Here is a 20,639-nt window from a genome sequence, read left to right as displayed (position 1 = left end):
ACCGGTAGCCTCCTCTGCCATGACCGCCGACATGCGTGTCCCTGCTCCCAGGACCGTCCGCGAGAAGATCGCCGCCCGGCTCAGGCGAAGCGTCCGGCGCTGGGTGGACGGCCCCCAGCTGCGCCACTTCGACGAGCTCGACGAGCGGCTGCTCACCTTCGAGTACCCGTCCTACCCCTGGATGAAGATCGTCGAGACCGTCGAGAACGACGGCCAGCCGGTGCACGTCAAGAGCTATGCCGGCGTGAACCCGACCGCGATCTTCATGCCCGGCGGCCTCCATCACGCGAACTGGGTCACCACCGTCCACGCCCACGTCGAGAACGGCGAGTGGGTCCAGGCGCCCAACGCCATCCACAACAAGGGACCGATCACCGTCGGGCACGACGCGTTCGTCGCCTACGAGGCGATCATCTCCTCCGGCGTCACCATCGGCGACGGCGCGATCGTCGCGACCCGGGCCGTGGTCGTGCGCGACGTCGAGCCCTACGAGATCGTCGGCGGCAACCCGGCCAAGCACATCAAGTACCGCTTCGAGCAGCCCGTCCGCGAGGCGCTGCTGCGGATCAAGTGGTGGGACTGGGACGTCGACAAGGTCGCCGCCCACAAGGACATCATCCACTCGCCGCGCGTCGAGGAGTTCGTCGCCGCGCACGACCCGGAGCTCGGGCCGCCGTCCTGCGAGATCTGCCGTCCGTGAGCGGGGCCGTGGTCAGTCGATCCGCTCGTACGAGCCCGGGATGATCGCCTCGCGCACCGCGACCTTGCGGGCCGGGACGCCGAACATCACCGCCCGCTCCGGGGCGTCGGAGAGCAGCACGGAGTTGGCGCCGACCTGGGCGTAGCGGCCCACGGTCACCTTGCCGACCAGGACGGCGTTCGCGAGCACGATCGCGCCGTCGCACACCGTCGGGAAGCCGTCCTCCTCCGGCGGCGTGTCCGGCTGCTTGACGCCCGCGGTGACCCCGCCGCCGAAGGTGACGTTCGCGCCGACCCGCAGGCCGTTGCCGATGACGACCCCGTTGGGATGGGGCATCAGCAGGCCGGGGCCGACATCCATGCCCGGCACGAAGTCGGCGCTCACCAGCACCATGCCGATCGAGCGGAGCAGGAACGCCAGCCGGGTCCGGCCGCGGCGCACGGCGATCTGCTGGGCCCGCAGGATGACCGACGCGACCAGGCCGGGGTTGGACACCGCCTTCATCGCGACGGCGGGCCAGGACGGCCGCACGTCGGGCCGGTAGCGCAGCAGGTCGGAGAACACGAGGTCGCGGAAGCCCAGACCCGCCGAGGTGGTGAGGCCCGCCACCGGCTCGGCGGCCGGGCCGGTCACCGGACCGCCTCGATCGCCATCTGCGCGCCGCCCTCGCCGGTGCGCTTGTCGAGCCCGCGCAGTGCCTCGTGCTGGCTGTCGGACAGGGACCACTCCCGCGCGTCGGCGAAGCCCGCCTTGGTGAGCTCGGCACACAGCGACGCGACGTCGTAGAGGTAGCCGGTGTGGTGGCCGAAGGACGCGATGGGCACCCGCACCAGGTCGGTCGGGTGCTCGACGGTCAGCCCGAGCGAGCGGTAGAAGCCGCCGACCTCGTCCTCGACCGAGCGGGTGCCGGCGAGGTAGAGCTCGACGTGCTTGCCGAGGTCCGGGGTCACCAGCCGGATCACGCCCCCGGGGCGCAGGCAGCGGTGGGCCTCCGCGAACATCCGGCGGCCGGCCTCCAGCGGGACGTGCTCGATCATGTTGTCGGCGTACACGACGTCGAGGGCGCCGTCCTCGAACGGCCACGGCCCGGTGGCGTCGAGGTAGTTGCGGGTGCGCGCGTTGACGTTGACGACCAGCCAGCCCGCCCGGTCGGAGAGGCCGCCGATCTCGAGCTTGATCGGGCGCTGGGCCGCCGCCGCGGCCCTCCCCATCCGCCGCTTGGCGATCGGGGTGTTGACCGCGTGCGCGGTCGCGCGGGCCGCGGCGTAGAGCCGCGGGTGCTCGGACGGGTGAAGCCTCATCGGGGGAACGCCTCCTGGGGGATCGTGGGAGCCGCGGCTCGGTCAGGCGCGCTGGCTCGACCGAGGACGACGTACCCGTCCCAACGAGTCGACGCCCAGCAGGTTCTCCGCGAATTCGTCGGCGGTCGCCGGGGGGATCGCGTTGGAGCGCTTCCGGTCGGGCGGATAGGCGAACACCCGGGCGATGGCGGCGCCGATGCTGGCGGCGTCGAGGTCGGCGACCTCGCCCGCGTCCGTCGCGACCAGCTCGCGGGCCCGCACCCGGGAGCCCGCGGTGACGACCGGCACCTCGGCGGCGAGCGCCTTGCCCATGATCCCCGAGGGGCCGTTGTTGGTCAGGATGACCGGCGCCACGTCGACCGACGCCACCAGCCGGTCGAGCACGTCACCGGCGAGGAAGCCGTCGCGCACGATCACCCGGCCCCGCTCCTCCGCGGGCAGCGCCTCGGCCCACGCCAGCACCTCCGGCGCGATCGGGCCGGCGAGCAACAGGTCGGCGTCGAGGCCGGCCTCCCCCATCGCCTCCCAGACCAGGCGGGCGTTCTTGCGCTCGTTGATCACGCCGAAGATGCCCGCGATCCGGCGCTCGGCCGGCAGGCCGAGCTCCGCGCGGTGCTGCGCCCGGTCGCGGGAGTGCGCGTCGCACAGGTCGGGGTCGCGGGTGCGCTTGACGATCCAGCCGGGCGTCAGGTCGTCGCGGCCGGCGAAGCCCGCCGTGCGGTCGAGCGTGCGGGTCGCCATCGCCGCGACCGCCAGCGTGGCCTTGGGGATCCGCAGCTTCCAGCCGGTCAGGTCGCCCAGCCCGAGCTTGGCCGGGTAGCGGGTCAGCATGAAGACCACGCGCGGGCGCGGCTCGATGCCCCTCAGGATGCGGGGCGCCTCGAACCACCAGCGCTTGAGCGCCTGGTCGGCATCCATCACCACGATCGTGTGGCGCTCCCCCGGCCCCGCCGGCCGCTGCCGGCAGATCTCGGCCGCGGCGGCGGCCATGGCGCGGGTCGGCGGCAGGACCCCGTCGAAGACCTCCTCGACGCGCACGTCGAGGTCGCCGAGATAGTCGCCGAACGCCTCGTGCGCCGTGGCGCCGTGGGACGTCAGCAGGACCACCTCCCCGCTGCGCAGGGCCACCCGGGCGACGTTGGCGACGGCCTGGAACCGGTGCCCGACCGGACTCGGCTCGACGAGAACGGTCGTCATCACACCTCTCCACACCCCACGGTCGCGATCCAGGAAGGGCCGCAGCATAGCCGCACGCAGCACGGCGGACCACCGCTACGGTGTGCACCCATGGAGCAGAACCTGGGACGGCAGCTCACCTCGCGCGCCCTGCGCTCGGCCATCCAGGTCGTCGCGGACCGCGGCTTCGTCGTCCGCCGCCACCCGGCGGTGCGCCTGCAGACCCAGCTCGCCGCCCGCGAGGTGGACCTGGTCTTCGACGTCGGCGCCGCCAAGGGCACCTACGGTGCCGAGCTGCGACACTTCGGCTACGGCGGCCCGATCGTGTCCTGCGAGCCGATGAGCGCGCCGTACGCCGTGCTCTCCGCCGCCGCGGCCGCGGACCCGCACTGGCACACCGTCCAGGTCGGCCTCGGCGCCGAGAACGGCACCGCCGACATCCACGTCGCCTCCAACAGCGACAGCAGCTCGTTCCTGCCGATGGGCGAGCGGCACGCCGCCGCCGCGCCCCACGTCGGGTACGTCGGCACGGAGACCGTGCGCGTGAGCCGGCTCGACGACCTGGTCGGCGAGCTCCCGGTGCGCGGCGAGCGGATCTTCCTCAAGGTCGACACCCAGGGCTTCGAGCGCCAGGTCCTCGACGGCGCGGCCCGGACCCTGGACCGCTGCGTCGGCGTCCAGCTGGAGCTGTCCTTCACGACGACCTACGAGGGCGGCATGCTCGTCGACGAGGCGATCACCCGGATGTACGACGCCGGGTTCGTCCTGACCGGCCTGGAGCCCGGCTTCGCCGCGGCGTCGGGCGCGGTGCTCCAGGCCGACGGCGTGTTCTTCCGGGAGTCCTGACCGGCCGGACCGTCGCCCGGGCGACCGCCCGGGCTCAACAGGTGCGCAGGAAGTCCTCCAGGTTGCGCGCCCACGAGGCCGGGGAGAGACGCATCGACAACGCCTTGCTCACCGCCGACATCTCCTCGAGCCGCTCCGGCCCCGCCGTGCTGGTGCGGGCCATGCGGTCGGCGAGCGCGGCGGCGTCCCCGGTGGGGTAGAGGAAGCCGTTGACACCGTCTTGGACCATGGTCGGCGCGGCACCGACCATGTCGGAGGTGATCACCGGCAGGCCGGCCGCGGTGGCCTCGTGCAGGACGACGCCGTAGGGCTCGGCCAGGGACGGGTTCACGTAGGCGCTGCTGCGGTGGAACAGCCCGGCGAGGTCGCGCGGCTGCACGAACCCGTGGCGGACCACGCCGGGCACGCCGTCGAACTCCGCCTCCAGCGGTCCCACGCCGGCCAGGTGCAGCTCCCACGGCTCCGCCACGGCGGCGCGGTAGCGGCGGTAGGCGTCGGCGAGGACGTCTGCTCCCTTGTGGTGCACCATCCGCAACGCCGAGAGGAAGGCGCCGCGGCCCGCCAGCTCCGTGCCGGGCCACGGGCCGGCACCGTAGAGGTCGGTGTCGGCGCACAGGCTGCCGCGCAGGATCGCGTCCGGCGCGAAGCCGAGGTGGCGCGCGAAGGTCTCGGTCCGCTCGCAGGGCACCATCGCGGCGTCGAACATCGGTCGCAGGAACCAGCGCGAGGTCGCCCGGCCGACCCACTGCCGAGGGGTGCCCAGCCAGTTGTTGTCCATCCAGCACACCCGCAGGCACTGGCCCTCCCGGCCCTTGAGCACGTCGCGGTACGGCGGGATGTGCCAGGAGTGCACGAGGATCGCGTGCGGCGCGAAGTCGTCGACGAGACGGTCGAGCTCCTCCCCCGTCGGCAGCTCGTGCCACGCGTGCACTCGGGCGACGTCCTCGAGCGGGAACCGCTCGTAGGCCACGTTGTCCCGCTTGGCCTGGGTGATGACGAACAGCTCGACCCCACGGGCCACCAGGGCGCGGAACTTCGCGTCGAGATAGCCCGTCAGGCCGGTGGCCAGCATGACGACGCGCAGGGGCTCGGCGTCCCGGCGCGCCGTCGCGACGGCGAGCGCCACCTCAGCCGCCCGTGCGCCGCGCGTACAGCACGTGCCGGTCCCGCTCGGTGCGCAGGACGACGTCGACCTGGTCGAAGCCGAGGGAGTTGAGCAGGGCGATCTCGTCGGGCAGCTCGTCGTGGCCCTCGTAGAGCAGCTCGGCGTGCCGGGCGAGGAAGCGCAGCACCCGGTCGCGGTCCGGCAGCCAGTGCACGACCGACAGCGCGGTGACCAGGTCGTAGCCGGACAGCCGCTCCTCCCACCTCTCCGAGCCCATCAGGTCCAGCTGCTCGAAGGTCGAGCCGGTCTGGAAGGCGTCCGCGACGGTGCGCGCGGCGTCGACGATCGTGGGGTCGTGGTCGACGCCGTGGGTCTCGGCGGCGCCGTGCATCTTCGCGAAGTTCGACAGCAGGCCCATGTTGCAGCCCAGCTCGAGCATCCGCTTGCCGGTGAAGTCGACCGAGGCGGCGATCGGGTCCCAGCGCAACGGCCAGGCGCGCTCCCCCGACAGGTGCCGGCCACGGTAGCTCAGGGCGTAGTACGCCAGCCCCTGACCGCGGGCGTTGGCGGCGGACTGCTCGGCGAGGTGCCACGCGTCGCGCAGCCGGGCCACGTCACGGGGCTCGCCGGCGACCTTGGCCGCGGGCCGGTTCTTCACCAGCTGGTAGCGCAGCCGCCGGGCCGCGGTGAGGCTCTTCGGCGCGAGCGAGACCGCCGCGAGCTTCCAGAACGGCGTGGGGCTGCCGCCGATGCCGACCCAGTCCCGCAGCGCCGCCCGGCGCGGCGAGGTGCGGGCCGCGCGGTCGAAGTCGACGAGCCGCACCGCGTCCCCCTCGACGAGGATGTTGTCGGTGCGCAGGTCGCCGTGGGAGATGCCCTGGCGGTGCAGCGCCCGCAGCTCGGGCACCAGCGAGCGCAGCACCCGCACCCGGTCCCCGGTGGTGAACGACGTCTCCTGCTGGTCGAACAGGTGGCTGCTGAACGTGCTGCCGGGCAGCACGTCCTGCACCGAGACCTCCCAGCCGTCGCGCTGGGTGTAGTCGACCTCACGACCCAGCGAGCGCAGGAACCCGGCCTCGACCTCCATGCCGGCGTCGGCCGGCCACGCGGGGTCGATCCGGCGGATCTTCGCCAGCCGGTCACCGGCGCGGTAGGTCCGGCTGTCGGTGATGTACCGGCTCACGGAGACCAGCTCGGCCCCGTCGCCGAGCACGGCAGCGACGATGGCGCGCCACGCCGCCTCCTCCTCCTGGACGTGCTGGGCTGGGGTCGACTGGGCGACCTCGTCGGGTTCTGCGGGGGCCATGTCCACGTGCCACTTCCTCCTGGGGGGTCCGGCGATCCTAGAGTCACAACGTCCGGACCCCGGCCAGGTTCCGAGGCATCCGCTGCCGGACCGCTCCGTCGGCTCAGCGTCCGCCCAGAAGCCGGCTCAGGTCCTCACGGTCGGCGTCCACCATGATCCGCGCGAGCTCGGGCGCCCGCACCGAGGCGGTCCACCCGAGCAGCTCCTCGGCCTTGGCCGCGTTGCCGATGAGGGCGTCGACCTCGGCCGGGCGCTCGAAGGCTCCGTTGTGCTTGACGTGGTCCGCCCAGTTGAGCCCGGCATGGCCGAACGCCGCGTCGCAGAAGTCGCGCACGGTGTGACCGACACCGGTCGCGAGCACGTAGTCGTCGGGCTCGTCGGCCTGGAGCATCCGCCACATCCCCTCGACGTACTCCGGCGCGAAGCCCCAGTCGCGGACCGCGTCGAGGTTGCCGAGCTCGACGTGGTCGGCGATCCCCGCCTCGATGGCGGCGACGGCCTTGGTGATCTTGCGGGTCACGAAGTTCTCGCCCCGCCGCGGCGACTCGTGGTTGAAGAGGATCCCGGAGACCGCGAACAGGCCGTAGGCCTCGCGGTAGTTGACCGTCACCCAGTGCGCCTGGAGCTTCGAGGCGCCGTACGGCGAGCGCGGGTGGAAGACGGACAGCTCGTCCTGGGGCGGCGGCGTGAGCCCGAACATCTCCGAGGTCGACGCCTGGTAGAAGCGGCACTCCAGCCCGGCGGCGCGGATCGCCTCCAGCAGCCGCAGCGTGCCGATGGCGTTGGTCGACGCCGTGTGGTCCGGCATCTCGAAGGAGACCTTGACGTGGCTCTGCGCGCCGAGGTTGTAGACCTCGTGCGGCTCGATCATCCGGACCAGGTTGACCAGGCTCACCCCGTCGGTGAGGTCGCCGTAGTGGAGGCTCAGCCGCGGGTTGTCCTTCAGGTGGTCGATCCGTCCCCGGTTGAGCATGGACGAGCGCCGCACCAGGCCGTGGACGTCGTAGCCCTTGTCGAGCAGGAGCTCGGCGAGGTAGGACCCGTCCTGACCGGTGATGCCGGTGATGAATGCGCGCTTCACCCGGCAGAGCCTAGAGGAGGCCGATCGGGAGGCGGCTCGTATCATCCAGCCCCATGAGCCGTCGGCGAGCCGCTTCCGTCTGCGTCGCCCTCCTCCTGGCCGGCGGGCTGTCGGCGGCGTGCGGCGATCCGGAGGAGGAGCCGCGCCCGGACGCCGGGGCCAACCGGGGCCGGAGCATCGCCGCCGGGGACCGGTACGTCGCGATCGGCGACTCCTACACCGCGGCGTACCTCACCGGCGAGACGGATCCCGACTCCGGTGCCTGCCTCCGGTCGCTGGCCAACTATCCCCGCCAGGTCGCGGAGCGGCTCGAGCTCGAGCTCGTCGACGCCAGCTGCGGCGGCGCGACCAGCCGCGACGTCCTCTCCCCGCAGGAGAAGGAGGGCGGCACCGAGATCCCGCCGCAGATCGGCGCGGTCACCGCGGACACCGACCTGGTCACCATCAGCGTCGGCGCCAACGACATCGACCTCTACGGCATCGTCATCGGCACCTGCGTCAGCCTCGCCGCGAGCGATCCCGACGGCTCGCCCTGCACCGACCTGGCCGAGGGGGCCGAGGACAAGGGGGAGCGCAACCTGGCGGCGGTCGGCGACGCGCTCACCCGGATCGTCCGCACGGTCGCCGCCAAGGCGCCGAAGGCGCGGGTGATCCTGATCGGCTACCCGCAGACCTTCCCCCCGGACGAGCCGTGCGCGGACCTCCCCATCGCGCGCGGCGACGTCGCCTTCGCCTACGACGCGGCGCGCGAGGTGACCGAGACGCTGCGGTCGGCGGCGGACACGATGGGCATCGAGTACGTCGACGTGTGGTCGGCGACCGACGGGCACGACATCTGCGCGAGGAAGCCGTGGATCGCCGGCTCCGAGCCCGAGCGGGGCGACGCCTTCGCCTACCACCCCTTCCCCGAGGAGCAGGAGGTCGTCGCCGACCTCCTCGCCGACGCGCTCGGCTGAGACCGCGCCGAGCGCCCGCGGGACGCACCCGCGGGACGCACCCGCGGCGGGCAAAGCACCCAATGCGAGCGCGTGAGGGTTCGGTGTGCCCTAGGATCCGTCCCGCCCACGAGGCCGTGTCCGCCCGGCACATTCGCGAAGGAGCCCCATGCCCGACGTCCAGCAGTGCCCGGCGTGCCGATCCCAGCAGATCCGCAGGATGCCCGCGTCGCGCGCGACCGGCCGCACGATCGTGACCTGCCCGGTCTGCGGGATGTCCGCCCACGGCGAGTACGACGACGCGCCGCCGCAGGTGGTCGACGAGGAGCAGATCACCCCGGAGCTCTACGCCGCCTACGTCGCCGCGAAGCGCGACGGCGGGCGCCCGGAGATCTGGCGGGAGATGCTGGGCGCGAGTCTCGACCTGGTGGGGTCGCGTCGCGGGACCCGCGTCTTCGACGTGGGCGCCGGCGACGGCGGCTTCCTGCAGCTGGCGCGCGACGAGTTCGGCTGCGAGGTCTTCGGCAACGAGACGTCCGCGGCCGCCGTCCGACTCGCCGAGGAGCGCCACGCGGTCCGGCTCGAGCTCGGCGACATCGGGACGCTCGGGCACCGCGACGAGTTCGACATCGTCACCATGTGGTGCGTCCTGGCGCACGTGCCCAACGGCGACCACCTGCTCGCCGACGCCCTCGCCATGCTGCGGCCCGGCGGCTGCCTGGTCCTGCAGACACCGCACCGCACCTTCGCCGACCGGGCCGCGCTCGGGATGGCCAAGATCACCGACGGCCGGGTCACGAAGGTCTCCGACCGGCGCCTGCCCACGCACCACCGAATCCTCCACACCCCCGCGAGCATGGAGCTGCAGCTCACGCGGCTCGGCTACACCGACGTCGTGGCGACGCCGAAGGCGCGCTACAGCCTGTCCTCGGAGCTCTACCTCTACTTCGCCGGGCTGCGCGGACGCGCGCTCAAGGCCGGGAGCCGGGTGATGGACCAGTTCGTCGACCGCGGCCTGGCCCCCCGCATCGTCCTCGACGTCACGGCGCGCAAGCCCGCCTGACCGTCCTCCGCCGGCCGTCCTCCGCGACCCGCTGGGATCCCGCACGTAGGTTGGCCGGCATGCATCGTCACGCACGACGTCGACGCATCGCCGCTCCCGCCGGCGCCGTGGCCCTCCTCGCTCCGCTCGTCCTCCTCCTCGCGGCCTGCCCCGCCCGCCCCGGGGGCCCGGACGGAAACCGGGACCGGGACATCGGGGCGGGCGACGCGTACGTCGCGCTCGGGGACTCCTACACCGCCGGCTACCTGACCGGCGAGCTCGATCCCGCCTCCGGCGGGTGTCTGCGCTCGCTCGACAACTACCCCCACCGCGTCGCCCGCGCGCTCGACCTCGAGCTGACCGACGTCAGCTGCGGCGGCGCGACGACCGAGCACGTGACCGCCGCCCAGACCCCCACCCGCGGCGGCCCGGTGCCCCCGCAGCTGGACGCGGTCGGCGAGGACACCGCGCTCGTCACGATCGGCCTCGGCGGCAACGACTTCAACGTGTTCGGCGTCCTCGTTGTCAACTGCGTCCTCGCCGGCCAGCAGGACCGGACCGGATCTCCGTGCGCCGATCTCGTGGCGGAGAACCCGGAGTCCCTGGACAACATCGGCAAGATCCGCAACCGCCTCGTCGACGTGGTCGAAGCGGTCCGCGAGCGCGCCCCGGAGGCCCGGATCCTCCTGGTCGGCTACCCGCAGCCCTTCCCCGCCACCGCGGGGTGCGAGCAGCTGCCGCTCGCCGACGGCGACGTCCCGTTCGCCCACGACGCCCTCGTCTCGCTGAACAGCGCGGTCTCCTCGGCCGCGCGCAAGACCGACACCGAGTACGTCGACGTGGCCGGCGCCAGCGAGGGACACGACATCTGCTCGGAGGAGCCCTGGATCGCGGGCGCCGCTCCCCCGCGACCGGACGGCGCGGCGTACCACCCCTATCCGGAGGAGCAGGAGCTCGTCGCCGACCTCCTCCTCGACGTCCTCGGGAAGGACGCCGAGGAGGACTGAGCGGCTTCACCCCGTCGGTCCCGTGACGTGGAAGCCCCTGGGTCGTTGAGATCCGCATGCAGCTGGGGGGCTGAAACGCGAAGGAGTGAGGGAACATGACGGCTCGGCCTGTAGACGTGCTGGTCGCTGGTGGCGGAGGGTTCATCGGAGGCCACCTCGCGGCCGACCTGCTGGCACAGGGCAAGTCCGTGCGCGTGGTCGACGTGAAGCCGCAGGAGGAGTGGTACCAGGTCCATCCCGACGCCGAGAACGTCCAGGCCGACCTGTCCCTCCTCGACGCCGCCGAGGCGGCGACGGCCGGCGCGCGCGAGGTCTACATGCTCGCCGCCGACATGGGCGGCATGGGCTTCATCGAGAACAACAAGGCGCTGTGCATGCTGACGGTGCTCACCAGCACCCACATGCTCCAGGCCGCGAAGAAGTACGACGTCGAGCGCTACTTCTACTCCTCCTCGGCCTGCGTCTACGCGGCCGACAAGCAGACCGACACCGCGGTGACCGCGCTGCGGGAGGCCGACGCCTACCCCGCGATGCCGGAGGACGGCTACGGCTGGGAGAAGCTCTTCAGCGAGCGGATGGCGCGCCACTTCGCCGAGGACTTCGGCCTGATCACCCGCACCGCCCGCTACCACAACGTCTACGGCCCCGAGGGCACCTGGACCGGCGGTCGCGAGAAGGCGCCCGCCGCCGTGTGCCGCAAGATCGCCGAGGCGGTCATCTCCGGCAAGCACGAGCTCGAGATCTGGGGCGACGGCGAGCAGACCCGCAGCTTCATGTACATCGACGACTGCGTGAAGGGCTCCCAGATGATCCTGGCGAGCGACCTCGAGGACCCGATCAACCTCGGCTCCGCCGAGCTCGTGTCGATCAACCAGCTCTACTCCATCGTCGAGGAGATCGCCGGCATCAAGTGCGAGCGGAAGTACGACCTCTCCGCCCCGCAGGGCGTGCGCGGGCGCAACTCCGACAACACCATGATCAACGAGGTCTTCGGCTGGGAGCCGTCGATCAGCCTCGCCGACGGGCTCGCGAAGACCTACGCCTGGGTCTACGACCAGGTCAAGCGCGCCCAGGGCTGAGCACTCCTCCCCGACGTGCGCATCCTCGTCCACGACTACTCGGGTCACCCGTTCCAGGTCGAGCTCAGCCGTGAGCTCGCCCGGCGGGGGCACGCGGTCACCCACTCGTTCTGCCCGGGATGGGTGTCCGGCAAGGGGCACCTGCGCGCCGAGCCGGGCGAGACCCTCGTCTTCGACCCGGTCGGCCCGGCCACGCCGATCGCCAAGGACAGGTTCGCCAGGCGGATCCTGATCGAGGCGGTCGTCGGGTGGCAGCTGCTGCGCCAGGTGCGCCGCACCCGCGCCGCCACCGCCATGCTGTCCAACGCGCAGATCCCGACGCTGGTGGTGTTCGCCCTCGGCATGGCGCTGATGCGCCGGCCCTGGGTGCTGTGGCACCAGGACGTGTACGCCGTCGCGGTGAGGTCGTTCGCCGGCGACAAGCTGGGCGGGCTCTTCCGCGTCGTCGCCACCGCGTTCAGCGTCGCCGAGCGGTGGGTCTCGCGCCGGGCCGCGGCGATCGTGGTGATCGCGCCGTCGTTCGTCCCCGTCCACGAGGAGTGGGGGACGGCCGACAAGGTCACCGTGATCCCCAACTGGGCGCCGCTCGACGAGATCGTCCCCGTCCCGCGGGTCAACCGCTGGGCCGAGGAGCAGGAGCTCGACGACGTCGCGACCCTGCTCTACTCCGGCACCCTCGGGCTCAAGCACGATCCGACCCTGTTGGTCGGGCTGGCCCGCGAGGTGATCGACGCCGGCCAGCCGGTGCGCCTCGTGGTCGTCAACGAGGGCCCGGCCGTCGAGGTGATCCGCGACGAGGCCCGGCGGCTCGACGTACCGGTGACCCTGCTGCCGTTCCAGCCCTACGACCGGCTGTCCGAGGTGCTCGGCTCCGGCGATGTCCTCGTCGTCCTGCTCGACAAGCAGGCGGGCGCCTTCTCGGTGCCGTCGAAGACGCTGTCCTACCTGTGCGCCGGCCGCCCGGTGCTGGGCATGATGCCCGGCGAGAACCTCGCGTCCACCCTGATCACCAAGGCCGGGGGCGCGGTCGTCGCCCCCGAGGCCCGCTCGCTTCCCGAGGCGGCCGCGTGGGTCGCGCGGGTCGTCACCGACGCGGAGCTGCGCGAGGAGCTGGGCGAGGCGTCGCGCGATCTCGCCGAGCAGGAGTTCGCCCTGGCGGGGTGTGCCGACCGCTTCGAGACCATCCTGCGCCGGGCCGGCCGATGAGCCGGTCCGCGACCGTCCTCCTCGGCCCGAAGACCCGCCTGGGCCGCGCCGTCGTCGACGTCCGTCGCGGATCCCCTCTTCTCGCCGTGGCGCGCGACGCCGCCGACGCGGTCGCGGTGGCCGACGCGACAGGGCTCGGCCCCGCCGCGGTGGTCGACGCCTCGGACGGCACGCTCGCCGAGCGGGTCCGCGCCCTGGGCGACGGCACGGTGCGCCTGGTGGTGGCGGCGCTCGGTCCGGTCCATCCGGTCGAGCCGGACTTCGAGGCCGACCTGGCCGCCGTCCGCCGCGACCTCGGCTACGTCGACGAGGTCCTCGCCTGCGGTCGCCGGGTCGAGGTCGTGCTGGTCTCCACCGTCATCGCGCTCGCCCCGGGAGACGACCGCCGCTACTACGGCGGCTGGAAGTGCCTGCTCGAGGAGCTGCTCCAGCAGCGGGTGGACCGCCACGGCGCTCGGCTCGCCGTGCTCTATCCCGGGCGGCTGCGCGCCGGGCGGGGCGGACTGCCGTGGCAGCGTCTCCACGCGTCGTACGACCGGCTGGCCCGGGTCGCGCTCGACCCCGACCTGGGGGCGGTCGGACGGACCGTCGGGGCGGACTCGCGAATTTGGCTGGCCGTGAGGAGTATCTCTTTCGCAATTCGCTCGTTGAGTCTCTCATCGGGACGACGCCGCGGCGCGCTGGGGGGCGCTAGGGACAGCGGGTCGACCGGGAGAACACGGGAGTAGCGAATGCACATCAAGCGGGTGTTCGACGTCGTCGTGGTCAGCCTGGCTGCCGTGGTGTGGCTGCCAGCCGTGGCGGGCGGCGCGCTGCTGATCCTGATCACCTCGGGACGGCCGGTGTTCTACCGGTCGAACCGGCTCGTCGGGAACGGCGATCCCACGAAGGTCGTGAAGTTCCGGACGATGGTCAAGAACGCCGACCGGCTGGTCAACCGCGACACGGTGCCCGTCACCAACACCCGCTTCCTCAACATCTCGCCCGACTCGCCGCTCTACACCCGCGCCGGGCGGCTGCTCGAGAAGTGCGGGCTGACCGAGATCCCCCAGCTCGTGCACGTGCTGAGCGGCAAGATGAGCATCGTCGGCAACCGGCCGCTGCCCACCAACGTGATGAACGCGCTGCTCGACGAGTACTCCTACGCCGGCGACCGCTTCCTCACCGCGGCCGGCCTGACCGGTCCGGCGCAGCTGGTCGGTCGCGACGCGCTCACCGACTCCGAGCGGCTGCGCATCGAGGGCGCCTACTGCCACGCCGTCCTCGACGGCTACCGGCTGCGGCTCGACTTCACGATCCTGCTCCGCACGGTCCTGATCGTCGCCCACGTCAAGCCGTCGCTCAGCTACACCGAGGTGATGGACCTCATCGCCCGCAACAGCGGCTCGCGCTCCGTCGTCGCCCTCGACGAGCACCCCTCGCCGCGGGCGGACAACACCGAGGTCGCCTGACCCTGCCCCCACCGGCTGATTCCGCACCCGGCGGCCGCTGCCACCGGCCGAGCGGACGTCAGTCCGCGAGCAGGCGCTCCAGGGCCTCCTCGACCCGGGCCGGGGCGAGGTCGATGTCGTCCATCACGCCGCGCTGCGGCCGACCCGGGCGGGCAGCGCGCGGACCGTCGCCGACGACGTACCGGTAGCGGCTGTCCGCGATGTTGCCGACGATGGACCAGTAGCCGCCGTTGACATAGGTCGGCGCGAAGAGCTCGAGGACCCGCACGCCGTCGCGCGCGAAGACGAGATTGGTCAGCGCGGCGCCGTGCGGTGCCACGACCACGCGGGCGGCCGCGAAGTGGTCGATCTGCTCCTGCACGCTGAGCGTCCCGGGGTCGATGACCGTGAAGCCGCGCCGCCGCAGCATCGCGACGACCGCCTCCTCCTGCACCAGCCGGCGCGTGTGGGGCGTCGTGCCCCGCGTGACGTAGAGGCGGTCCGGCAGTCCGCTCGCCGCGCCTCGCGGCGGCAGCCGGACTCGCAGCCACGCGCTGGTCTCGGGAGAGACCAGCGTGCTGACGTTCGGCAGCGAGGGCACCAGCAGCCGCCGGGCCTGCAGCGAGAAGCCGGGGCCGGGGGCGACCAGGCGCTCCTCCTCCAGCCCGAGCAGCGCGATCAGCTCCCGCTGGTAGCGCGTGGCGGTGTCGACCACCCAGCGGTCCGGTCGGAGGCCCGGATGGGCCGCGTCCAGCATCGCCAGGCGCGGCAGCGCGTCGATGAGGAAGTGGTAGTAGTTGTGGCCGGTGCCGCGGGCGGCCAGCACCGCCACGGTGCCGTCGACACGCTCCGCCGGCCGCGGTCGGGGGTTCCAGAACACCGGGTGCTCGCGCCAGCCGGCGATGTCGAAGTAGTGGCTGGTCTCCAGGTCGAGTACGCCGCCGGCCGTGACGACCGCCGCGTGCCGGCCCTGCAGCCGCCCCTCGGTCAGCTCCAGCACGAAGCGCTCGGGGACCCGCTGCTCCAGCCGCTCGGCGAAGTACCAGTGCGCCGGCGGCTCGCCGACGGGCAGCGTGCGCCGGACGGTGAAGGCGTCGCCGACCGGGACGATCCGGGTCGTGGCCGGCTCCAGCAGCGCCGTCTCACGGGACCGCTCGCTGCCGGTGCGCGGCAGCCCGCGGGCAGGCCCGACGGTGTGCCGGCCGGCGGCGCCGACCATCCGGGCACCCCAGCGGTGCCCCCGCTTGACGACCGGCCAGAGCGGCTGGAGCTGGGAGGGCAGGCGGCTCACGGATCGAGGCTCAGGCCGGTCGCGAGAGCCAGATGACGCCGAGGCCCGGACGCAGGCCCGGGTCGTGCCGGCCGGGCTCCAGCCCGACGGCGGCGAAGAAGGCGAGCAGCTCGTCGAGCGTGTGCCCCTCGACCGGGTGGTACTCCATGACGACCTTGCGCACCTGGGCCCACGACGCCGGCGAGCTGCGCAGCACGATGTCGTACTCGGCGCCCTCCACGTCCATCTTCACGATCTGCACCGCGCGTCCCTCGGCTTCGATCTCGCCGACGGCGCGGTCGAACGACTGGGCCGGCACGGTCACCTCGGTCGCGCCCTGCTCCTTCATCCAGCCGGGCGCGGTGAGGCCGTTGTGGCCGCTCGCGGTGCCGCTGTCGACGAAGGTGAACTCGCCGGGCTCGCCGGCCATCGCCTCGCCGTGGACCGTGATCGTGGCGCCGAGGCCGTTGTCCTCGACGTTGCGCGTGATGTACGACGCCGACACCGGCGACGCCTCGTAGACGTGGATCCGGCTCTTCGGCAGCACCCGGGCCAGGGCCAGCGAGAAGCTGCCGATCTGGCCGCCGACGTCCAGCACCGCGGCGTCGGCGTCGACACCGGCGGTGAGCTCGCCGAGGTGGTAGGCGTCGTCGGCGAAGATCTCGTAGAGGGGGAACCGGGCGCCGTTGACGTTCGGGCAGGTCACGACGTACCCGTTGCGCATCCGGAAGGTCATCTCCTGGCGGCGCAGGCGCGTCCGATGCGTCCCGAGATCCCAGAAGACCTCAGGGAAGTTGCGGAACAGCTGGGGCGTCTGGCGTACGCGCTTGGCCAGGTGGGCGCCACTGCGGACGAGCGTCATCGATCAGCCTTTCGGGGGGCGGCGCCGGCCGGAGCGGGCACCGTGGGGGGCGTTCCTGACGGTCGCTCCGGCAGGAACCAGGGTGTCGTGCGGCGGTACTCCATCACGGCCACGGCACCCAGGGCGAGGGGCAACCAGATGCTGCGGTCGTAGAAGCCCGGCACTGTCGCACCGAACCCGATGAAGGCCCACGCGACATACAACAGCCGACGATGCGGAACGTCACTGAACAAAGGCCGCGCGAACACGAAAATCACGCAGAGGTACCCGGCGAGGCCGAAGACGCCGATGGCCGCCGCGATCTCGAGGTACATGTTGTGGATCTCGAACAGGTCGATCAGTCCGGTGCCGATGAAGGGCTGGGACAGGAAGCGCTCGATGCCGGTCTGCTGACCGAGCTCGCGGGCCTGATCGGAGAAGCCCGAGCTGCTGCCGCCGACCAGGCGCCCCAGGGAGGAGGTCTCGCCGCTGATGTCGACCAGGATCGGGATCGCGATCACGAACAGCGCCCCGCCGATGGCGTAGATGAAGCCCATGATCGCCGAGCGCTCCACCACGGGGATCATCAGGATGAGGACGGCGGCGACCACCATGGCCGCGCGGCTCCCGCTGAGGTAGATCGTCGCCCCGCACACGACGCCGGCACCGACGATCACCGTCCGCACGACCCACGTGCGATGGCGGTAGAGCAGGTAGAGGAGCACGCAGAACGTGATCAGCCCGCCCTGGGCGAAGTAGTTGGGGTGGGTCGCGAGGCCGCCGTACCGGCCCTGGTCGGACGGTCCGTAGTACATCGCGTAGCCGAAGCTGACCATGTGCCCGAAGACGTAGCACCAGCACAGGAGGTCGAAGACGGCGTTGCTCGGCCGCCAGATCGCGAAGACCGCCGGCAGCCCGGCCATCACCCCGAGCCACAGGATCATGGTCAGGTAGCTCTTCGCCGGCTCCGGGGACGCCACCGAGGCGATCGAGGACATCACGAACACGACCGTCACGCCGAGGGCGAAGAGTCCGGGCACCTCGATCCGCTTGTTGAACAGCGACGGGGCGAGCAGCAGCACGCCGAGCGCCACCAGACCGTCGGTCGCGGTCACCAGCGAGCTGGCGGAGGGGGCGAGGCCCTTGTACATCGGGGCCGTCGCGAAGGCCGCCATCAGCGTGAAGACCGCGGTGCGCTCGCGACCCACGAGCGCGAGCATCAAGACGTAGAAGGCCGCGCCGCCGGCGACGATCGTCGCGATCGTGCCCTGGCTCGCCAGCGCGGCCAGCACCACCGCCAGGACCACCAGGCAGGCGGTCACCGCGATGCTGTCGGCCCGATACCGCCCGGACGGGCGGGGCTTTCGGGAGGAGGCGAGCACGCGGGGAGTATAGGTGCGCGGGACCGCCGCGGTCTCACCCTCCGGCGAATGGCGGGAGGAACTCCACGACGTCTCCCGGACGCACCAGCACCGCCGCCGGATCCTCCGACGAGACGGGCCGCTCGCCGATGAGGACCGAGCAGATGCCGACGACGTCCGGCAGCCGGGTGCCCGGGTGGCGGTCCACCACCTCGGCCCGCAGCTCGGCGAGGGTCACGGGGCCGGCGACGGCCACGTCCTCCTCCGCGATCCCGGCCGCTGCGCGGGCGGCGGCCCAGTACCGGACCCGGATGACCTGCGTCTCACTCACCTCGACGACCCTTCCCCACGGCGTGCGTATGTCGGTATCATCCCCCATCAGAAAACTGGCCGGGGCCCAACGGTGCGTTTCGGTCTCGACTCGGTGCCGCCACGACGGCGGCGTCGGCGAGGAGGCCAGCTTGAGCACGCTTCTGCTGTTGACCAGCGCCCTGCAGCCCTCGGCGGAGGTGCTGCCCGGCCTCGCCCTGCTCGGCCACCAGGTCCGCATCCTCCCCGCGGAGGGCAGCGCCCTCCTCGACGCGCCGGAGTCGGACCTGCTGCTCGTCGACGGCCGGCAGGACCTCGCCGGCGCCCGGGACCTGTGCCGGCTGATCCGCACGACCGGCGCCGACGTCCCCGTCGTCCTCATCGTGACCGAGGGCGGCCTCGCGGTGGTCCACCACGACTGGGGCATGGACGACGTGGTGCTGCACACCTGCGGACCCGCCGAGCTCGAGGCCCGCATCCGGCTGTCCATCGGCCGGCTCTCCGCCGCTCGCGACGCCGCCGATCCCGACGCCCACCTGATCCGCTCGGGCGAGGTCGTCGTCGACGAGGCGACCTACACCGCGAAGGTCGGCAGCCGCGCGCTCGACCTCACCTTCAAGGAGTTCGAGCTCCTCAAGTTCCTCGCCCAGCACCCCGGCCGGGTGTTCAGCCGTCAGCAGCTGCTGCAGGAGGTGTGGGGCTACGACTACTTCGGCGGCACCCGGACCGTCGACGTCCACGTCCGGCGGCTGCGCGCCAAGCTCGGCCCCGAGAACGAGACCCTGATCGGCACCGTGCGCAACGTCGGCTACCGGTTCGTGCTGCCCACCAAGGACGCCGAGACCGCGCCGACGTCCGCACCGGCGCCCGCGCCCGAGGTCGAGAGCCGCGGCGTCTGATCGCGCCATCCCCTAGGGTCGTCCCCGTGAACGAGACCGGATGGCTCCCGACCCGGATCTTCATCCGGGGCGCATCGACGGCCGGCTGGACCAGCCCGATGAGCGGCCCGCGCAGCAACCTCGGCTTCCCCCGGGTCGTCGAGCGCGAGCTGCTCGCCTCGGGGCAGCCCACCGAGGTCCGCACGGTCACGGTCGGCGGCATGCCGACCTCGGCCGTGGTGCGGATGTGGGAGCGCGACGTGGTCGGCTTCTCGCCGGACGTCGTGATCTACATGGTCGGGCACTACGAGACCCTGCACCTGCTCTGGCCCAACCGGCTCGAGCGTCACGCGAACGCCTTCACCTGGCTGCCGAGGCGGCTGTCGACGGCGTACCGGACCAAGGTGCTGCGCCCGCTGTGGCGCTCGCTCGTGCGTGCGCAGACGGCGCTCGACCGGCGGCTCCCGCCGCGGTACGGCGAGCGCCGGGTCCGCCACGCCGTCGCCGACATCATGCGCGCCACCGAGCGGGTCCGGGAGATCCAGAGCCCGTTGGTGATCCTCATGGAGACGCCCCTGCCGGGCACCTACGGCGTGCAGCTCTTCCCCGGCATGCCGGCCCGGGTCGAGCTGCTCAACCGGCTCCTGGCCGAGGCGGTCGAGGCGCGGGGAGACCGGGAGGTCCGGGTCTTCCGCACCAACGAGATCGTCGCGGCGACGTACCCGAACCGTGACGACGCGGTCCCGGACGGCTTCCACTTCTCCCCCGACGCCCACGATCTGGTCGGCCGGGCGCTGGCCGCGCAGATCCAGGAGTGGACCCGCACCCAGCCGCACCTGCGGCAGCCCGACGCGGTGCCGCTACCGTCGGAGGGGTGACCTCGCAGCTGCGCCTGTTGACCGACGCGCCCGCCCTCGACGCGATCGGCCGGGTGCGCGACGCCAGCCGCGAGGCGGACGGCACCGACCCGGTCGACGAGGCCGTGACGCTCCGGCTCAAGCACCACGGGCTCGACGGGATCGGGTCCTGGGTGAGTGACGACGGGTTCGCCCTGCGCCGCGGCACCGAGCTCGACCTCGTCGTCGCCCCGGGGAGGCGCGGCTCGGGCCTGGGGGCGAGCCTCGGCGCCCTGGCCGTCGCCGAGCCGGGCCCGCTCACCGCCTGGTCGCACGGCGACCATCCGGCCGCCGCGGCGCTCGCGCAACGGTGGGGCTTCGTCCGCACCCGGGAGCTGTGGGTGATGCGTCGCCCGGCCGCCGTGCCGCTGCCCTCCGTGGAGCCGCCGGCCGGGGTGCGGATCCGCGACTACGGCGCGAGCGACGCCGACGCGCTGATCGCGGTCAACGCGGCCGCCTTCGCCCACCATCCCGAGCAGGGCGCGATGGACGCCGCCGGCCTGGCCGAGCGGATGGCCGAGCCGTGGTTCGACCCCGCCGGACTGCTCCTGGCCGTCGACGACGACGGCGAGCTCCTCGGGTTCCACTGGACCAAGCAGCACGACGCCTCCCTCGGCGAGGTGTACGTCGTCGGCATCGCGCCCGCCGCCCAGGGCCGGGGGCTGGGCCGCGTGCTCACCATCGCCGGTCTGCACCACCTCGCCGCGCGCGGCGTGAGCGAGGTGCTCCTCTACGTCGAGTCCGACAACACCCCCGCGCGCCGGCTCTACGAGGCCCTCGGCTTCCGCCACGCGGCGGCCGACACCCACGTGCAGTACCAGCGCCCGGAACTGGCCCGTAACTCTGCGACCGGTGAGTAGATTTACCCAC

22 protein-coding genes are annotated in these 20,639 nt (G+C 72.6%); 12 read left to right on the top strand and 10 right to left on the bottom strand.

The genetic code is table 11. From position 1 onward, the window contains the following. Positions 1 to 19: 19 nt before the first annotated feature. Positions 20 to 700: a CatB-related O-acetyltransferase gene (locus ACPZVR_RS02445; protein WP_436697973.1), complete on the top strand. Its 681-nt coding sequence runs from the start codon at positions 20 to 22 to the stop codon at positions 698 to 700. Positions 701 to 712: 12 nt separating this feature from the next. On the opposite strand, the gene ACPZVR_RS02440 is transcribed toward ACPZVR_RS02445, so the two are convergent. From ACPZVR_RS02440 to ACPZVR_RS02430, 3 genes are read right to left on the bottom strand one after another with little or no spacing between them, the layout of a single operon-like run. Then, positions 713 to 1,333 carry a serine O-acetyltransferase gene (locus ACPZVR_RS02440; RefSeq protein WP_436697972.1) on the bottom strand — a complete coding sequence of 207 codons (621 nt, stop codon included), beginning with the start codon at positions 1,331 to 1,333 and terminating at the stop codon, positions 713 to 715. Then, entirely contained in the window at positions 1,330 to 2,001 is a 672-nt protein-coding gene (locus ACPZVR_RS02435; protein WP_436697971.1) for a class I SAM-dependent methyltransferase, read from the bottom strand. Before ACPZVR_RS02435 ends, ACPZVR_RS02440 begins: the two co-directional genes overlap by 4 nt. Positions 2,002 to 2,043: 42 nt before the next feature. After that, positions 2,044 to 3,198 carry a glycosyltransferase family protein gene (locus ACPZVR_RS02430; protein ID WP_436697970.1) on the bottom strand — a complete coding sequence of 385 codons (1,155 nt, stop codon included), beginning with the start codon at positions 3,196 to 3,198 and terminating at the stop codon, positions 2,044 to 2,046. A 90-nt stretch (positions 3,199 to 3,288) separates the two neighbouring features. On the opposite strand from ACPZVR_RS02430, the gene ACPZVR_RS02425 reads away from it, so the two are divergent. After that, the gene (locus tag ACPZVR_RS02425) at positions 3,289 to 4,023 is read left to right on the top strand and encodes an FkbM family methyltransferase (RefSeq protein ID WP_436697969.1); all 735 of its coding nucleotides are present in this window, start codon (positions 3,289 to 3,291) and stop codon (positions 4,021 to 4,023) included. Between the two features lie 34 nt (positions 4,024 to 4,057). On the opposite strand, the gene ACPZVR_RS02420 is transcribed toward ACPZVR_RS02425, so the two are convergent. The 3 genes from ACPZVR_RS02420 to gmd form a co-directional block, all read right to left on the bottom strand. Next, positions 4,058 to 5,149: a glycosyltransferase family 4 protein gene (locus tag ACPZVR_RS02420; protein WP_436697968.1), complete on the bottom strand. Its 1,092-nt coding sequence runs from the start codon at positions 5,147 to 5,149 to the stop codon at positions 4,058 to 4,060. 1 nt (position 5,150) lies between these two features. Then, complete coding sequence (locus ACPZVR_RS02415) at positions 5,151 to 6,434, bottom strand: methyltransferase (RefSeq protein WP_436697967.1); 1,284 nt, start codon at positions 6,432 to 6,434, stop codon at positions 5,151 to 5,153. 103 nt (positions 6,435 to 6,537) lie between these two features. Further along, the gene (gmd, locus tag ACPZVR_RS02410; RefSeq protein WP_436697966.1) at positions 6,538 to 7,515 is read right to left on the bottom strand and encodes a GDP-mannose 4,6-dehydratase; all 978 of its coding nucleotides are present in this window, start codon (positions 7,513 to 7,515) and stop codon (positions 6,538 to 6,540) included. A gap of 53 nt (positions 7,516 to 7,568) precedes the next feature. On the opposite strand from gmd, the gene ACPZVR_RS02405 reads away from it, so the two are divergent. The 7 genes from ACPZVR_RS02405 (at position 7,569) to ACPZVR_RS02375 (ending at position 14,235) form a co-directional block, all read left to right on the top strand. After that, on the top strand, positions 7,569 to 8,471 hold the full coding sequence (locus ACPZVR_RS02405; protein ID WP_436697965.1) for an SGNH/GDSL hydrolase family protein: 903 nt from the start codon (positions 7,569 to 7,571) through the stop codon (positions 8,469 to 8,471). Positions 8,472 to 8,619: 148 nt separating this feature from the next. Beyond that, positions 8,620 to 9,513 carry a class I SAM-dependent methyltransferase gene (locus tag ACPZVR_RS02400; protein ID WP_436697964.1) on the top strand — a complete coding sequence of 298 codons (894 nt, stop codon included), beginning with the start codon at positions 8,620 to 8,622 and terminating at the stop codon, positions 9,511 to 9,513. A 59-nt stretch (positions 9,514 to 9,572) separates the two neighbouring features. Then, on the top strand, positions 9,573 to 10,499 hold the full coding sequence (locus ACPZVR_RS02395; RefSeq protein ID WP_436697963.1) for an SGNH/GDSL hydrolase family protein: 927 nt from the start codon (positions 9,573 to 9,575) through the stop codon (positions 10,497 to 10,499). Between the two features lie 95 nt (positions 10,500 to 10,594). Further along, positions 10,595 to 11,578, top strand: coding sequence for an NAD-dependent epimerase/dehydratase family protein (locus ACPZVR_RS02390; RefSeq protein WP_436697962.1), 984 nt, complete (start codon positions 10,595 to 10,597; stop codon positions 11,576 to 11,578). A 15-nt stretch (positions 11,579 to 11,593) separates the two neighbouring features. Continuing rightward, positions 11,594 to 12,784: a glycosyltransferase family 4 protein gene (locus tag ACPZVR_RS02385; protein WP_436697961.1), complete on the top strand. Its 1,191-nt coding sequence runs from the start codon at positions 11,594 to 11,596 to the stop codon at positions 12,782 to 12,784. Next, on the top strand, positions 12,781 to 13,512 hold the full coding sequence (locus tag ACPZVR_RS02380; RefSeq protein ID WP_436697960.1) for a hypothetical protein: 732 nt from the start codon (positions 12,781 to 12,783) through the stop codon (positions 13,510 to 13,512). The genes ACPZVR_RS02385 and ACPZVR_RS02380 overlap by 4 nt, the downstream gene beginning before the upstream one ends. 3 nt (positions 13,513 to 13,515) lie before the next feature. Beyond that, positions 13,516 to 14,235, top strand: a complete 720-nt coding sequence (locus ACPZVR_RS02375) for a sugar transferase (protein WP_436697959.1) — start codon at positions 13,516 to 13,518, stop codon at positions 14,233 to 14,235. 58 nt (positions 14,236 to 14,293) lie between these two features. Here the strand turns inward: ACPZVR_RS02375 and ACPZVR_RS02370 are convergent, their stop codons facing one another. Genes ACPZVR_RS02370 through ACPZVR_RS02355 form a run of 4 tightly spaced genes read right to left on the bottom strand, consistent with a single transcriptional unit; the run spans position 14,294 to position 18,017 of the window. Further along, positions 14,294 to 15,505: a glycosyltransferase family 61 protein gene (locus ACPZVR_RS02370; protein ID WP_436697958.1), complete on the bottom strand. Its 1,212-nt coding sequence runs from the start codon at positions 15,503 to 15,505 to the stop codon at positions 14,294 to 14,296. Positions 15,506 to 15,515: 10 nt separating this feature from the next. Continuing rightward, the gene (locus tag ACPZVR_RS02365; RefSeq protein WP_436697957.1) at positions 15,516 to 16,346 is read right to left on the bottom strand and encodes an FkbM family methyltransferase; all 831 of its coding nucleotides are present in this window, start codon (positions 16,344 to 16,346) and stop codon (positions 15,516 to 15,518) included. After that, positions 16,343 to 17,707 carry an O-antigen ligase family protein gene (locus ACPZVR_RS02360; RefSeq protein ID WP_436697956.1) on the bottom strand — a complete coding sequence of 455 codons (1,365 nt, stop codon included), beginning with the start codon at positions 17,705 to 17,707 and terminating at the stop codon, positions 16,343 to 16,345. Before ACPZVR_RS02360 ends, ACPZVR_RS02365 begins: the two co-directional genes overlap by 4 nt. A 34-nt stretch (positions 17,708 to 17,741) precedes the next feature. Next, positions 17,742 to 18,017 carry a MoaD/ThiS family protein gene (locus ACPZVR_RS02355; protein ID WP_436697955.1) on the bottom strand — a complete coding sequence of 92 codons (276 nt, stop codon included), beginning with the start codon at positions 18,015 to 18,017 and terminating at the stop codon, positions 17,742 to 17,744. Positions 18,018 to 18,147: 130 nt separating this feature from the next. Here ACPZVR_RS02355 and ACPZVR_RS02350 point away from each other — a divergent pair, with 130 nt between their 5' ends. The 3 genes from ACPZVR_RS02350 to mshD are packed head-to-tail and all read left to right on the top strand — an operon-like array spanning position 18,148 to position 20,629. Then, the gene (locus ACPZVR_RS02350; protein ID WP_436697954.1) at positions 18,148 to 18,894 is read left to right on the top strand and encodes a winged helix-turn-helix transcriptional regulator; all 747 of its coding nucleotides are present in this window, start codon (positions 18,148 to 18,150) and stop codon (positions 18,892 to 18,894) included. 26 nt (positions 18,895 to 18,920) lie between these two features. Continuing rightward, positions 18,921 to 19,751: an SGNH/GDSL hydrolase family protein gene (locus ACPZVR_RS02345; protein ID WP_436697953.1), complete on the top strand. Its 831-nt coding sequence runs from the start codon at positions 18,921 to 18,923 to the stop codon at positions 19,749 to 19,751. Then, positions 19,748 to 20,629 carry a mycothiol synthase gene (gene mshD / locus ACPZVR_RS02340; RefSeq protein ID WP_436697952.1) on the top strand — a complete coding sequence of 294 codons (882 nt, stop codon included), beginning with the start codon at positions 19,748 to 19,750 and terminating at the stop codon, positions 20,627 to 20,629. The genes ACPZVR_RS02345 and mshD overlap by 4 nt, the downstream gene beginning before the upstream one ends. The last annotated feature ends 10 nt before the right edge of the window (positions 20,630 to 20,639 follow it).

Origin of the sequence: Nocardioides segetis, from assembly GCF_051390595.1 — a bacterium.
Lineage (GTDB): Bacteria > Actinomycetota > Actinomycetes > Propionibacteriales > Nocardioidaceae > Nocardioides.
Note: the sequence above shows the minus strand (reverse complement) of the source record. Positions and strands in the feature narration are given on the sequence as shown.